The sequence below is a fragment of the Sphingobacterium sp. UBA7249 genome, from assembly GCF_002472835.1.
GTDB classification, from domain to species: Bacteria; Bacteroidota; Bacteroidia; order Sphingobacteriales; family Sphingobacteriaceae; genus Sphingobacterium; species Sphingobacterium prati.
Map to the genome: position 1 here is coordinate 62,945 of NZ_DKST01000025.1, position 12,872 is coordinate 75,816.

Annotated in this window: 12 protein-coding genes; 8 read left to right on the top strand and 4 right to left on the bottom strand. The window is 41.1% G+C overall.

Annotated features, from left to right (window positions below; genetic code table 11):
* The first annotated feature begins 4 nt into the window (after positions 1–4).
* The 8 genes from hisB (at position 5) to B4A24_RS16980 (ending at position 7,294) form a co-directional block, all read left to right on the top strand.
* Positions 5–1,144, top strand: a complete 1,140-nt coding sequence (gene hisB, locus B4A24_RS16945; protein WP_293946249.1) for a bifunctional histidinol-phosphatase/imidazoleglycerol-phosphate dehydratase HisB — start codon at positions 5–7, stop codon at positions 1,142–1,144.
* Positions 1,145–1,258: 114 nt separating this feature from the next.
* The gene (gene hisH, locus B4A24_RS16950) at positions 1,259–1,858 is read left to right on the top strand and encodes an imidazole glycerol phosphate synthase subunit HisH (RefSeq protein ID WP_172393639.1); all 600 of its coding nucleotides are present in this window, start codon (positions 1,259–1,261) and stop codon (positions 1,856–1,858) included.
* A gap of 12 nt (positions 1,859–1,870) precedes the next feature.
* Positions 1,871–2,623, top strand: coding sequence for a HisA/HisF-related TIM barrel protein (locus B4A24_RS16955; RefSeq protein ID WP_172393640.1), 753 nt, complete (start codon positions 1,871–1,873; stop codon positions 2,621–2,623).
* Between the two features lies 1 nt (position 2,624).
* Positions 2,625–3,377, top strand: coding sequence for an imidazole glycerol phosphate synthase subunit HisF (gene hisF, locus B4A24_RS16960; protein WP_293946250.1), 753 nt, complete (start codon positions 2,625–2,627; stop codon positions 3,375–3,377).
* 173 nt (positions 3,378–3,550) lie between these two features.
* The gene (hisIE, locus tag B4A24_RS16965; RefSeq protein ID WP_293946251.1) at positions 3,551–4,135 is read left to right on the top strand and encodes a bifunctional phosphoribosyl-AMP cyclohydrolase/phosphoribosyl-ATP diphosphatase HisIE; all 585 of its coding nucleotides are present in this window, start codon (positions 3,551–3,553) and stop codon (positions 4,133–4,135) included.
* A gap of 277 nt (positions 4,136–4,412) precedes the next feature.
* Positions 4,413–5,312: a WD40 repeat domain-containing protein gene (locus tag B4A24_RS16970; protein WP_293946252.1), complete on the top strand. Its 900-nt coding sequence runs from the start codon at positions 4,413–4,415 to the stop codon at positions 5,310–5,312.
* Positions 5,313–5,447: 135 nt separating this feature from the next.
* The gene (locus tag B4A24_RS16975; RefSeq protein ID WP_293946253.1) at positions 5,448–6,668 is read left to right on the top strand and encodes an LVIVD repeat-containing protein; all 1,221 of its coding nucleotides are present in this window, start codon (positions 5,448–5,450) and stop codon (positions 6,666–6,668) included.
* Positions 6,669–6,691: 23 nt separating this feature from the next.
* Positions 6,692–7,294 carry a hypothetical protein gene (locus B4A24_RS16980; RefSeq protein WP_293946254.1) on the top strand — a complete coding sequence of 201 codons (603 nt, stop codon included), beginning with the start codon at positions 6,692–6,694 and terminating at the stop codon, positions 7,292–7,294.
* A gap of 140 nt (positions 7,295–7,434) precedes the next feature.
* On the opposite strand, the gene B4A24_RS16985 is transcribed toward B4A24_RS16980, so the two are convergent.
* The 4 genes from B4A24_RS16985 to B4A24_RS17000 form a co-directional block, all read right to left on the bottom strand.
* Positions 7,435–7,911 (bottom strand): GAF domain-containing protein, encoded by a 477-nt coding sequence (locus B4A24_RS16985; RefSeq protein ID WP_293946255.1) that lies wholly within the window; start codon positions 7,909–7,911, stop codon positions 7,435–7,437.
* Between the two features lie 107 nt (positions 7,912–8,018).
* Positions 8,019–9,875, bottom strand: coding sequence for a beta-N-acetylhexosaminidase (locus B4A24_RS16990; protein ID WP_293946256.1), 1,857 nt, complete (start codon positions 9,873–9,875; stop codon positions 8,019–8,021).
* 90 nt (positions 9,876–9,965) lie between these two features.
* The gene (gene ruvA, locus B4A24_RS16995) at positions 9,966–10,547 is read right to left on the bottom strand and encodes a Holliday junction branch migration protein RuvA (protein WP_172393646.1); all 582 of its coding nucleotides are present in this window, start codon (positions 10,545–10,547) and stop codon (positions 9,966–9,968) included.
* A 33-nt stretch (positions 10,548–10,580) separates the two neighbouring features.
* The gene (locus B4A24_RS17000; RefSeq protein ID WP_293946257.1) at positions 10,581–12,863 is read right to left on the bottom strand and encodes an NADP-dependent malic enzyme; all 2,283 of its coding nucleotides are present in this window, start codon (positions 12,861–12,863) and stop codon (positions 10,581–10,583) included.
* Between the last annotated feature and the right edge of the window lie 9 nt (positions 12,864–12,872).

Consider the following 12,872-nt stretch of genomic DNA (forward strand, 5'->3'; position numbering starts at 1 on the left):
TACTATGCCTGATAACTTAAAACGTGTACTGTTTATAGACCGTGACGGAACGTTAATTTTGGAGCCAGAAGATGAGCAGATCGATTCTTTCGCAAAATTAAAATTCTATCCGGGTGCGTTGCAGTACCTGCCACGTATCGCGAAGGAGCTGGATTTCGAATTGATCTTGGTTTCTAACCAAGATGGCCTCGGGACATCTTCCCATCCGGAAGAAAACTTCTGGCCTGTCCATCATTTTGTGCTAGATACGTTTGCTGCAGAGGGTGTAGTATTTGCCAAAGAACATATAGATAAGACTTTTCCACACGAAAATGCCGATACACGTAAACCGGCTATTGGTATGCTCGGTGAATATTTCGATTCGTCAAAATATAATTTAAGTGAATCGTTCGTTATCGGTGACCGTGTCAATGATGTGAAGCTCGCGCAAAATCTTGGTGCCAAGGCAATATGGCTGCGTGCCAATGATCAATTGGGTGTGTTGGAGAACGTCGACATTGACCCGAAAGTGGTGGCTTTGGAAACAATAGACTGGAAGACAGTATACGAATTTCTTAAGCTTGGCACGCGTACTGCCGAACATCATCGTAAGACAAATGAAACTGATATTTTTATTCAGTTGAACTTGGATGGCTCCGGGAAATCAGAAATTGAAACTGGACTGCCATTCTTTGACCACATGTTGGATCAATTAGCGAGACACGGCGCGCTGGATTTAACGATAAAAGCAAAGGGAGATCTTCATATTGATGAACACCATACCATCGAAGATACAGGGATTGCCCTAGGCGAGGTGTTTTTGAAGGCTTTGGGCGACAAACGTGGTATTGAACGCTACTCGTACACCCTGCCGATGGATGATTGTTTGGCGCAGGTTGCACTGGATTTTGGCGGACGCAACTGGATTGTATGGGATGCGGAATTTAAACGGGAGAAAATAGGTGATATGCCAACAGAAATGTTTTTCCATTTCTTTAAATCCTTTTCTGATGCCTCTAAATCAAATCTAAATATCAAAGCCGAAGGGGATAATGAGCATCACAAGATCGAAGCTATTTTTAAAGCTTTTGCCAAATCAATTAAGAAAGCGGTACGTCGGGATGCGGATCATATGCAATTACCAAGTACAAAGGGAGTTTTGTAGTTTTGTTTAATTAAAAAGGAGAATCAATGCGTAAAGACTAAGGATGACCGCATACCGCGTAAGCTTGTGGCTCCAAAGTCTTAATACTCAAGTCTCAATACTCAAATCTCAAAAATGATAGGAATTATTAATTATGGCGCTGGAAATATCTTTTCCTTAACTGCTGCGCTAGAGCGGGTGGGGCTGTCCTATGGTATGATTAATACGGCGGAGGAGATTGATCTTTACGATCGTATTATCATTCCAGGCGTAGGCCATGCCGGAGCAGCCATGAATAAATTGCGTGAGTCAGGGTTAGTACCTTATATTAAAGAACTCCGTAAACCTGTTCTAGGTATCTGTGTTGGCATGCAATTGTTGACGGATTATTCTGAGGAAGGGGAGGCCGAGATGCTGAAGTTGTTCCCGCTGAAAACGTTACATTTTGAGGCTGGAGTAGCGGGAAAAGTGCCCCATATGGGTTGGAATAGCGTTTCAATACAGGCAAATAATCCTTTATTTGCGAATATAGAAGATCAGAGCTACTTTTATTTTGTCCATTCGTATTATATCGAATACGACACGGCATTCACTGCTGCTAAATGTGATTATGGATTACCATTTTCAGCAGCAATTTCCAAAGATAATTTCTTTGGCGTACAATTTCACCCGGAGAAGTCGGGAAAGGCAGGTGAGCAGTTGTTGCTCAATTTTTCAACAATTCAATTAGACTAAAAATATTCTATTATGTATATCATCCCAGCAATTGACGTATTGGACAAAAAAGTTGTCCGCTTAAGAGAGGGTAACTATGACGACGTTACAACATATGATATTAGTTTAGAAGCTCAAATAGAAAATTACCATGCAAATGGCACCGAACTGGTTCATATTATAGATCTAAATGGTGCCAAAGGAGATTTTAGTAATCAGGCATATTTGTTTGATATCATTCAGAAGACAGAAATGAAAATTCAGTACGGCGGTGGCGTCAGAAGTATTGAAAAGGTAAAGGAATTGGTCGACGCTGGTGTATACCGGGTAATTGTTGGCACACAAGCGATCACAAATCCTTCTTTTTTGGAAGAACTTGCAACGCTAAATGAAGGGCAGGTTAAATACGCGGATCATATTGTGATTGCAATTGACGTATTGGACGAAGTGATTAAATACTCAGGCTGGCTAGAAAGCTCACCAATTAAATTGATCGAGTATATTGATAAATGCTTAGCGCTAGGATTTTTTAGGTTTCTTTGTACTGATATTAGTAAAGATGGTAAATTAGGCGGTGCAGGTGTGGAATTGTATCAAAAATTGTTGAACCATTCACCGATCATCAAATTGATTGCTTCAGGAGGTATCAGTTCGATGGATGACATTCAAAAGCTTCAGGAATTGGGCGGAGTAGAATCAGTAGTTGTTGGAAAAGCAATTTATGAGAATCGGATCTCTATCGATGAAGTCAAAGACTGGAATCTTAAATCATTAATCAGATTTTAACATGTTGGCAAAACGGATAATTCCCTGCTTGGATGTTAAAGATGGACGTACTGTCAAGGGAGTCAATTTTGTTGATCTGCGCGATGCAGGCGATCCTGTTGAACTCGCTTATGAATACTCCCAGCAAGGAGCTGATGAACTTGTATTTTTAGATATTACAGCTACACATGAAGGGCGCAAGACGACAATCGACCTCGTAAAAGCGGTGGCTCGCCAGGTGAATATCCCGTTTACAATTGGTGGCGGTATCAACGAAATCAAAGATGCCGACATTCTATTAAATGCGGGGGCTGACAAGATATCTATCAATTCAGCTGCGGTACGTAATCCGGACCTGATTAATCAAATGGCAGCCGCGTTTGGTGCGCAGTTTGTTGTGGTCGCTGTCGATACGAGATCTATTGAATGTCAGGATTTTGTCCATCTAAGTGGTGGGCGCATCAAGACGGAGATCAATACGCTGGATTGGATCCTCGAAGCGCAAGAACGCGGTGCTGGAGAAATTTTGCTCACATCGATGGATCATGATGGAACAAAGAATGGATTTGACAACGGATTCTTAAAAGCTGTAAACGATCGCATCCATATTCCTTTGATTGCATCGGGTGGAGCAGGCAATCAACAGCATTTTGTCGATGTATTTCAACAAACCAATGTAGATGCCGCATTGGCAGCTTCAGTATTCCATTATGGAGAAATATTGATTCCAGACCTTAAACAGACTTTACGCCATAATGGTATTGTCGTTAGATAGTAGCGAATAAAGTAGCAAAGAATAAAGGAGTAATGATAATATTAGGTAAGCCATCAGGGCTTGCAGAATAAGAAAATTGATTAATGAGTAAGGAGTAGGAACAAAGCTTGTAAGCCCTAGGCTGACACAAGTAAGATCTAAATACTCATATCTCAATACTAAATACTAATACCATGTTAGATTTTGCAAAAAGTGACGGCCTTGTTCCAGTGATTGTGCAGGACGCCCAGACCTTGGAAGTGTTGATGCTAGGTTATATGAATGAAGAGGCTTGGCAAAAAACACAGGCTGAGAAGCGCGTGACTTTTTTCTCCCGTAGCAAAAATCGTCTCTGGACCAAAGGAGAGGAGAGCGGAAACTTTTTAAATGTAAAAAGCATCCATGTTGATTGCGATAAAGATACGGTGTTGATCAAGGCTGATCCTATGGGGCCAACTTGTCATACGGGAAGCCGGAGTTGTTTCAATACAGAATTCAATCAGAATTTTATTTTGGAACTGGAACGTATTGTAAATCATCGTTACGAAAATCCTTCTGACGAATCCTATGTTAATCGTCTGCGTTCTAAAGGGATTAATAAGATCGCTCAAAAAGTGGGTGAGGAAGCCGTTGAAACAGTTATTGCAGCGTTAACAGAAACCGAGACTGATTTTATCAATGAGACTTCGGACCTGTTGTTCCATTTGATCGTACTGCTTCGTGAGAAGGGATTCTCTTTGGAAACAATCGCTAAGAATCTGGAAAGCAGACATCAATAACGTTGTTTTTGCAAAAAGGTCACTATAGAATCAAAGATACACTTGCTCCGAATCATGCGGATAGAAACTTGATGGAATCTAAGAATCGGGCGAGGCTTTAAGGTAATATGACAAAATAGTCTTGAAAGTGCAGTATATTTGTGAATATGCTGCACTTCATTTTTTTATCGTTTTCTAACTTTTGTTTGGAGGCAGGGAACTTAAGTTGATTGTGCAAGCAGGAGCTAAGCGAAGAATAACTTTCCGGTTATCATCCGGAGAATTTGAATAGATGACTATGGATATTAAATTAAGAGCGACGTTACCGGGGCATCAAAACCCAATTTTTTGTGTAGAAAAGGGATACGATCCACATACTTTTTTTACAGGTGGTAACGATAAGGGGGTAGTTGAATGGGATATTGAAAAGAATGGCTTTAAACGTATCCTATGTGCAGTAACCTCCTCGGTGTATGCTTTAAAATTAATACCTGGAACAGCGATCCTAGTGATTGCGCAGCGTGAGGGAAAGCTTCTTTTCGTGGATGTACAAGAACAAAAACTTGTAGCGAGTTTGCAGCTAGGTAATAAGGCTATCTTTGCACTTTCCCATATCCAGAAAAAAAATGAACTGCTCGCCGTAGGGGAAGAAGGACGATTGTATGTTATTGAACTTGCAACATACAAATCTATTTACGAATTACAGCTGTCCCAAACAACGGTTCGGAGTATCGCCGTTGATGCGGATGAAACCAAGATTGCTTTGGGCGATAAAGATGGTTGGGTATATTTGTTGGATAGCCAAGACTTCCATGTCATCGAACGCAAGAAGTTGCATAGCTTGCCTACAACCTCCTTGGCTTTCCTTCAAAACCAGCTGCTAAGCGGCGGAAGAGATGCCCAGCTTATCATTTCGGACGTGAACCAATTAAGTAATAACTTTTCCTTTGTGCCGCACTTGTTCACTGTCTATGGGATTTATCCACATCCTTTTGAACCATTTTTTGCGACAGTAAGCCGGGATAAGTCACTGAAATTTTGGTCTAATGCTGATTTTGCCCTATTGAAAAATATGAGCCGTGACAAAATGCAGGACGGCCACCATTTATCCGTCAACGCGGGGATATGGTCTGAGGATGGCCAGTATTTCTTTAGTGTCAGTGATGATAAGCTTGTCAAAATTTGGGAATTACATTAGCGGAAAATCTTCTATCTAACGGCTATTATGCTGCTCATATAGTTGTAAAAAAATAAGATTGCTTGTAGCGAAATCATAGATATATCGTTAACTATTGTGATTATAAATTTAATTGACCATATAGTTATGTATTTTATGAAAAAAGCTTGGCTTATTTTATTCGGAGGCCTGTTCCTCTTGGGCTGTGACAAAGTAGAACAGAAAGGGCAATATTTAGCTCGGGTTCCTGTATTTGAAACGATGGAAAGCATTCGGACCAAGGCCAATACGGTCAGTACCCCTAGGACGATCGTTCAAAGTGGTAAGATTTACATCTATCAGGACTACTTATTTATCAACGAGCCTAACAAGGGAATTCATATTTATAACAATGCCGACCCTTCAAAACCAAAAGCAATCTCTTTTGTAAATATTCCGGGTAATGTAGACTTAGCTGTTCAGGAAGGAAAGCTCTATGCCGATAGTTTTGCGGATCTATTGACATTCGATCTTGCGGATCCCACTGCACCAAAGTTGCTCGCTCGCAATGAAAATGTATTTAAAACCGTACTCCAAAAGGACTATATCAACAATATACCAGACGTGGTAGTTACCGGATATCGTGATTCCCTAGTTAGTTATGCTTCCAAAAGTAAATACACTCCCTATCAAAAGGAGGAGTTTGAATACAATGAATCGAACTCAGGGGTGGGACAAGGCGGATCTATGGCGCGCTTCACCTTAGCCAACCAACATCTATATGCGGTGGATCATAGCACATTGCATTTGTTTAACGTGCAAGACTCCCGTAAACCCATATATGTGAAAGATGTCAAGCTGGGATTTGGTATCGAAACTGTATTCCCATATAAGAATAACCTATTTATTGGTTCCAATACAGGTATGCTCATTTTTGATATATCCACAGCATCTGAGCCGATGGAATTATCACGCTATACACATATAAGAGCCTGTGATCCTGTCGTCGTCAATGATAAATATGCCTTTGTTACATTACGCACCGGATCGGCATGTGGTGGGCAACAGAATGTGCTGGAAGTGATCGACATACAAGACCTCAAAAATCCGACATTGAAGTATACCTTTTCTTTGGAAAATCCGCATGGTTTGGTCCTGTCAGATCAAACGTTATATGTCTGCGATGGTGATTATGGGTTCAAATCTTTCGATGCCAGTGATGTGAGTAAAATTGGGGATAAACTCCTTGAAAACAAAAAGGAGCTCAAAAGTATGGATGTGATTGCCGGACCTAAATCGCTTCTGGTCACAGGAAGGAACGGTCTTTATCAATACGATTATAGCAATCGGGCAAAATTGAAAGAACTAAGTGTTATTTCAGTAGCCAAATCGAATTAAAAAAACGTCCAGTATACTATTTTATGAAAAGATTTTCGGTTATCCTTTTGGCCCTTTTTACGTATTTAACAGCAACGGCCCAAATAAAAAAATATACAAATCATAACGAATTTTCAGTTGTCACCTATGGACCAATTTTTCTTGAATCAGGATTCGCGCTACACACCTTCCATGGGTTAAATCTGAATGAGAAATTTGCAATCGGTCTAAATACAGGCTTAGATCGCTATCCGGTAGATGACAATGGTGAAAAATGGTTTTTACCGTTGTCGACAAAAATCAACTATGTAGAATATCCAAAGCGAAAGCGTTCTTTCTTTGCGGGAATAGACCTGGGGTATGGATTCGCCTTTCTTAATAAAACCTTCCAGACGAATAATTTAAAATCTAAATATCGGGGTGGTGTCTTGTTCAGTCCGCAATTGGGCTGGCGATTTAAATTTAAAGATTCACAATCATATTGGTCGTTGGCTACAGGGTATAGATACCAGCAATTCAACCGGGAAGATAGCTATTCAGCTCCTGCATCAAGTCTACCGAATGTAGACAATGGGTATGGATTAATTCACAATGAAACCCGTTATCATTTACATCGGTTCACGTTACAGGTCGGAATTGGCTTTTAGGGTGTACACTATTGTTCAATAATTACACTGTTTATGCCCGCTTTTATTCGTCCTTGCTTGTCGACATCTGTCGACTGAAGTAGGCATTGATTAAATTCTATTTAATAAAGGGGGCAATGATAGGGGAGTACCTATCGGATCTACTTGTCCAGCAACTGCAAGACTTGGGTAAGGTATTTTTCGTCAATTTCGTCGAAGCTATCCAATTCGCTGCTGTCAACATCAAGCACACCGATAATTGCTCCCTGTTTGTATACCGGCAATACGATTTCAGACCGTGATAGGGAACTGCAGGCAATATGTCCGGGAAATTGGTCCACGTCGGGTACGATAAGCGTTTTCGCCTGCGCCCAAGCCCCGCCGCATACTCCTCTTCCTTTTTTTATACGTGTACAGGCAACGGGACCTTGAAAGGGACCAAGAACAAGCTCGTCTGCACTATCTACCAGATAAAAACCAACCCAAAAAAAACTAAATTGTTCCTTTAATGCTGCCGCGATATTGGCTAGGTTGGCAATCTGATTATTTTCTCCCTGTAGCAATCCACCTATCTGTGGAAGTAAATTTTGATATTGTTCCTCTTTGCTCCCTTTGGCAATTGATAGATCCTCAGCCATAAAAATTCGTTTTATATTCTTGTGATGATATTACACTGTAATAAAAAAGCGCTAATACCTGTTCAAAGGTAACAGAATATTAGCGCTTTCGCATGAGCGGTGTGATATTATTTCTTTGTATTGATAATGTTTACCCGAATGTAGTTGCTCCGTTTTCCGGAAGGTGTCACAACCACGGCTTTAAATACACGCTCTTTACTGTTTGGAACGGTGACTTTCACTGGGCCGGTGTATTCAAGATCCAATTCTGAAGGATCATAGTTGTCTAGTGTATAATAAATTTTTGCTCCTTCGACAGATGGTTTTAAATCCCGGATGGTATATTCTGATGCGTATATCGTCGTGTCAACGATACCATATACCTCCGGTACACGGTAGAATGTGCTCGTCTGATCGATCTTTGCCAATTGGCGCGCCGCACGTTGTTCTGAGAAGTTTTTCCAGTTTTTCTTTTCAGGTTGTGTCCATGCGATCTCCGAAAGTGCCAACACGCGTGGTAAGATTGTAAATTCTACTTTGTTTGAAGAACCAATATATTCTGTCCAGATATTCGCTTGCACACCCAAAACGTGCTTTTTGTTGTTTTCGGAGATTTTGGTAGGCATAGGATCCGCGGTATACACTTTACGCAAGGTCGACAGACCACCAATACTCAATGGTTCTCTATTTTGGTCAGCACCTTGTTTATGGTCAAAGTAAAGGCCATAACTATTCGCTGTGATGATGACATCGTGGCCTTGATTTGCCGCATCAATAGCGCCTTGATCTCCACGCCAGCTCATGACAGTCGCATTTGGGGCTAATCCACCCTCTAAGATCTCATCCCATCCAATAATACGTTTGCCTTTGCTATTGATGTATTTTTCCATACGTTGAATAAAATAGCTCTGCAATTCATGCTCATCTTTGAGATTGTTATCTTTGATTCTTTTTTGACAATATGGACAAGTTTTCCATCTTGTTTTAGGGCATTCATCGCCGCCGATGTGGATGTACTCGCTTGGGAACAACGGGATCACTTCGTCAATAACATCTTCCAATAGCTTGAATGTTTCTTCTTTTCCAGCACAGAATACATCGTCAAATACACCCCATGTCTGCGCTGCTGTATAGGGCCCTGGTTTATCGCCACAGCCGAGTTCTGGGTAAGCCGAAAGTGCAGCAAGGGCATGACCGGGCATTTCAATTTCGGGGATGACGGTGACATACTTTGATTTTGCATAAGCCACGACTTCTTTGATCTGGTCTTGGGTATAGAAACCACCATAAGGGGTATTATCGTAGTCACCGTCAGTCTTGTAGTTTCCTAACAGTGTTTGGTTGCGGTAACCTCCGATTTGTGTCAGCTTAGGGTGAGATTTAATCTCAATGCGCCATCCCTGATCATCGGTCAAATGCCAGTGAAAAGTATTCAACTTGTAAGAAGCCAAAATATCAATGTACTTCTTCACAAATGCTACGGGGAAGAAATGACGGCCGACATCAAGATGTAGTCCGCGGTATGCAAAACGAGGCTCATCCTGAATGGAAGCTTGTTGAATTTCGATGCTCGCTTTTTTATCGACAGGAAGCAATTGAATCAGCGATTGCATACCATAAAACAAGCCCGCTTCTTTTCCTTTGACCGTAATTTGATCGGAAGCAATGTTAAGTTCGTAGGCTTCTTTATTGCTTGATTTTGCATTTTTAGACGAGAAATAGATGCTATTTTTGCCCACCGATTTCACGAGGGATAAATTGAGGTTGTAGTTGCTTTTTAAAAAATCCTGAAATAAAGCGGCAACTTTTTTGTCTTCATCGCTATCAAAAGCAATTTTGGTGTTTCCATTGATGTTAAATGATCCATTTTTGATTTGGACGTGTTGCGGTAGAGGTACAATGTTTAATGTGACATCTTTTTTTTCCTGCGCAAATAATGTTGCTCCTAAACTTAAAGCGAGCGCAAGCGAAAATAGTTTTTTCATGTGTGTGATTATAACTGAAATAAGAAGCCCTAAAAATAAAAGAATAAATACGATTTAGCAAAACCGTATTGTAACAAATACTGTGCTTTCTTAAAGCCTCTTTAGTGCTAATTTGATCATAGCCTCCACCGAAAGACCGCTTTCTGTTTTTAAAATGGTATTCAGTACTTTCTCGGCAGCGACTTTGTTAAATCCTAACATCACCAGTGCAGATAAAGCTTCGTCCGGTATGGACTGTGACTGAATGGTGGTTGAAAGGGCGTCCCCGCCTTGCTTTTTCAATTTATCCTGAAGTTCCAATATCAACCGCTGTGCAGTTTTAGGACCTATACCTTTGATTTTTTGAATCAAGGCCACCTGACCGTTGGCAATGGCTGATTGTATTTCATCAGGCGTGTTGGACGATAAAATCATCCGGCCCGTATTGGGGCCGATGCCCGAAACAGAGATCAGATTCTCAAACAGTTTTTTTTCACCTTCGGATGCAAAGCCATATAGTGTATGGGAGTCTTCGCGGACTTGCAATGAAATAAATAATTTACAGTTTTCCTGATCCTTGATTTGGGAAAAGGTATAGAGAGAGATGTGAACATAGTAGCCAATCCCACTCACGTCTATGATAACGTGAGTGGGGGCTTTATATGCTAATTTTCCATTGAAATATTCGTACATAGTATTACGAATATAGGAAGATTTTAAGCGATTCTATAAATTTTTGAGATGTGCTTGAACATCAACTACGGCAATGGTCACCATATTGACGATTTCGCGTACAGAGCTATCCAATTGTAGTACATGGATCGGTTTGTTCATCCCCAATAGAATTGGACCTACAGCTTCGGCTTCACCTACTTCCTGTAAGAGTTTATACGCAATATTACCCGACTCTAGGTTAGGGAAAACAAGTGTATTTGCCGATTGTCCATTTAGACAGCTGAATGGGAAATTTGCTGTCAGCATATCACTGTTCAGGGCGAAGTTAGCTTGCAGGTCACCATCAGCGATGATATCAGGATGTTGTTCATGTAAAATCTGTGCCGCTGCTCTTACTTTCGTTGGTGTTTTTCCTTCACTTGACCCGAAGTTAGAATACGACAATAAAGCAATACGAGGTTGAATATTCATGCGTTTAACAGCTTTGTCCAAAAGTAACGTGATATCCGCCAATTCTTGTGCTGTAGGATCCTCATTCACGGTTGTATCCCCCATGAAAATAGGACCTTTTTTGGTTAACATCATATACATACCTGCTACCCGGCTGCCTGGTTTAGCACCGATAACATGCAATGCTGGACGAATGGTGTTTGCATAATTTTTGGTCATACCAGAAATCAAGGTATCAGCTTCGCCAAATTCAACCAAAGAAGCACCAAAATAGTTGCGGTCGAACATCAATTTGCGTGCATCGTACAGGGAGATTCCTCTACGTTGTCTTTTATTGTAAAGGTGTTCGATGAATTTTTTTGAACGCTCTGTTTCACCATCAACCTCAGCAATCGGATCAATAATTTCTACCCCATCCAATTCGAAGGCATATTCATGGATCAAACGTTGGATTTTGTCTTTCTTACCTAATAGAATCGGGATCGCAATACCTTCCTCTTTTACGATTTGAGCGGCACGTAACGTTTTGTAATTATCAGCTTCGGCAAACACAACACGTTTTGGATCTCTTTTAGCGGCCATTGTTAAGTTGCGCATGATCGCATCATCTTTACCAAGACGTTTACGCAGTGCATCACGGTATTTATCCCAATCTTCGATCGCTGTTTTTGCTACTCCAGATTCGATCGCTGCTTTTGCAACAGCCATAGAAACTTCTGTGATCAAACGCGGATCGGTAGGCTTAGGGATGATATACTCTTCAGAGAATTTTAAATTGCTGGTGTTGTATGCTTGGTTAACTTCTTCAGGAACGGGTTGTTTTGCCAAATCAGCGATAGCACGTACAGCGGCAATTTTCATTTCCTCATTAATTGCTGTTGCACGGACATCGAGAGCGCCCCGGAAAATGTAAGGGAAACCCAATACATTGTTCACTTGATTTGGATAATCCGAACGGCCAGTACCCATGATAATATCACTACGGGTAGCCATCGCTAAATCGTAGGCAATTTCTGGATTTGGATTGGCCATCGCCAAAACAATCGGATTAGGAGCCATAGTCAACAACATCTCTGCTGACATAACATCCGCAGCAGATAAACCAATAAACACATCCGAGCCTTTGACAGCATCTGCTAGGGTGTGGATATCACGATCCGTAGCATATTGTGCTTTCATATTATCAAGATTTTCTCTATCCGTACGAATGACACCTTTACTGTCAAGCATCACAATGTTTTCTTTGCTTGCGCCAACGGAAATATACATGGCTGTACAGGACATCGCAGCTGCACCGGCACCATTGACAACGATTTTTACTTTCGAGATATCTTTTCCGATAATCTCACAGGCATTGATCAAGGCTGCACCTGAAATGATCGCTGTACCATGCTGATCATCGTGCATGACCGGGATATTCATTTCCTCTTTTAGGCGACGCTCAATTTCAAAACATTCAGGAGCCTTGATATCTTCCAGGTTGATACCTCCGAAAGTTGGTTCCAATGCTTTTACGATTTTAACGAACTCGTCTACGTTTTTGGTGTCAACCTCGATGTCAAATACATCAATATCAGCAAAAATTTTGAACAGTAAACCTTTACCTTCCATCACAGGCTTGCCAGCTTGAGCGCCGATATCACCTAAGCCCAATACAGCTGTACCGTTACTGATAACAGCAACGAGGTTCCCTTTTGCAGTATATTTATAAGCATCTTCTTTATTCTCGGCAATAGCCAAACATGGCTCCGCTACGCCAGGAGAATATGCTAATGATAAGTCTCTTTGCGAATTTGTTGGTTTTGTCGGAACAACAGCTATTTTACCAGGTCTACCCATTGAGTGGTAATTTAATGCTGCCTGTTTACGATTAGTGTTACTCATTACGATTTT

Coding starts and splice junctions, on each gene's coding strand:
- hisIE (WP_293946251.1), top strand. CDS start 3,551: ATGTTAGATTTTGCAAAAAGTGACGGCCTTGTTCCAGTGATTGTGCAG.
- hisB (WP_293946249.1), top strand. CDS start 5: ATGCCTGATAACTTAAAACGTGTACTGTTTATAGACCGTGACGGAACG.
- B4A24_RS16975 (WP_293946253.1), top strand. CDS start 5,448: ATGAAAAAAGCTTGGCTTATTTTATTCGGAGGCCTGTTCCTCTTGGGC.
- B4A24_RS16955 (WP_172393640.1), top strand. CDS start 1,871: ATGTATATCATCCCAGCAATTGACGTATTGGACAAAAAAGTTGTCCGC.
- B4A24_RS16985 (WP_293946255.1), bottom strand. CDS start 7,911: ATGGCTGAGGATCTATCAATTGCCAAAGGGAGCAAAGAGGAACAATAT.
- B4A24_RS17000 (WP_293946257.1), bottom strand. CDS start 12,863: ATGAGTAACACTAATCGTAAACAGGCAGCATTAAATTACCACTCAATG.
- hisF (WP_293946250.1), top strand. CDS start 2,625: ATGTTGGCAAAACGGATAATTCCCTGCTTGGATGTTAAAGATGGACGT.
- B4A24_RS16970 (WP_293946252.1), top strand. CDS start 4,413: ATGGATATTAAATTAAGAGCGACGTTACCGGGGCATCAAAACCCAATT.
- ruvA (WP_172393646.1), bottom strand. CDS start 10,547: ATGTACGAATATTTCAATGGAAAATTAGCATATAAAGCCCCCACTCAC.
- B4A24_RS16990 (WP_293946256.1), bottom strand. CDS start 9,875: ATGAAAAAACTATTTTCGCTTGCGCTCGCTTTAAGTTTAGGAGCAACA.
- hisH (WP_172393639.1), top strand. CDS start 1,259: ATGATAGGAATTATTAATTATGGCGCTGGAAATATCTTTTCCTTAACT.
- B4A24_RS16980 (WP_293946254.1), top strand. CDS start 6,692: ATGAAAAGATTTTCGGTTATCCTTTTGGCCCTTTTTACGTATTTAACA.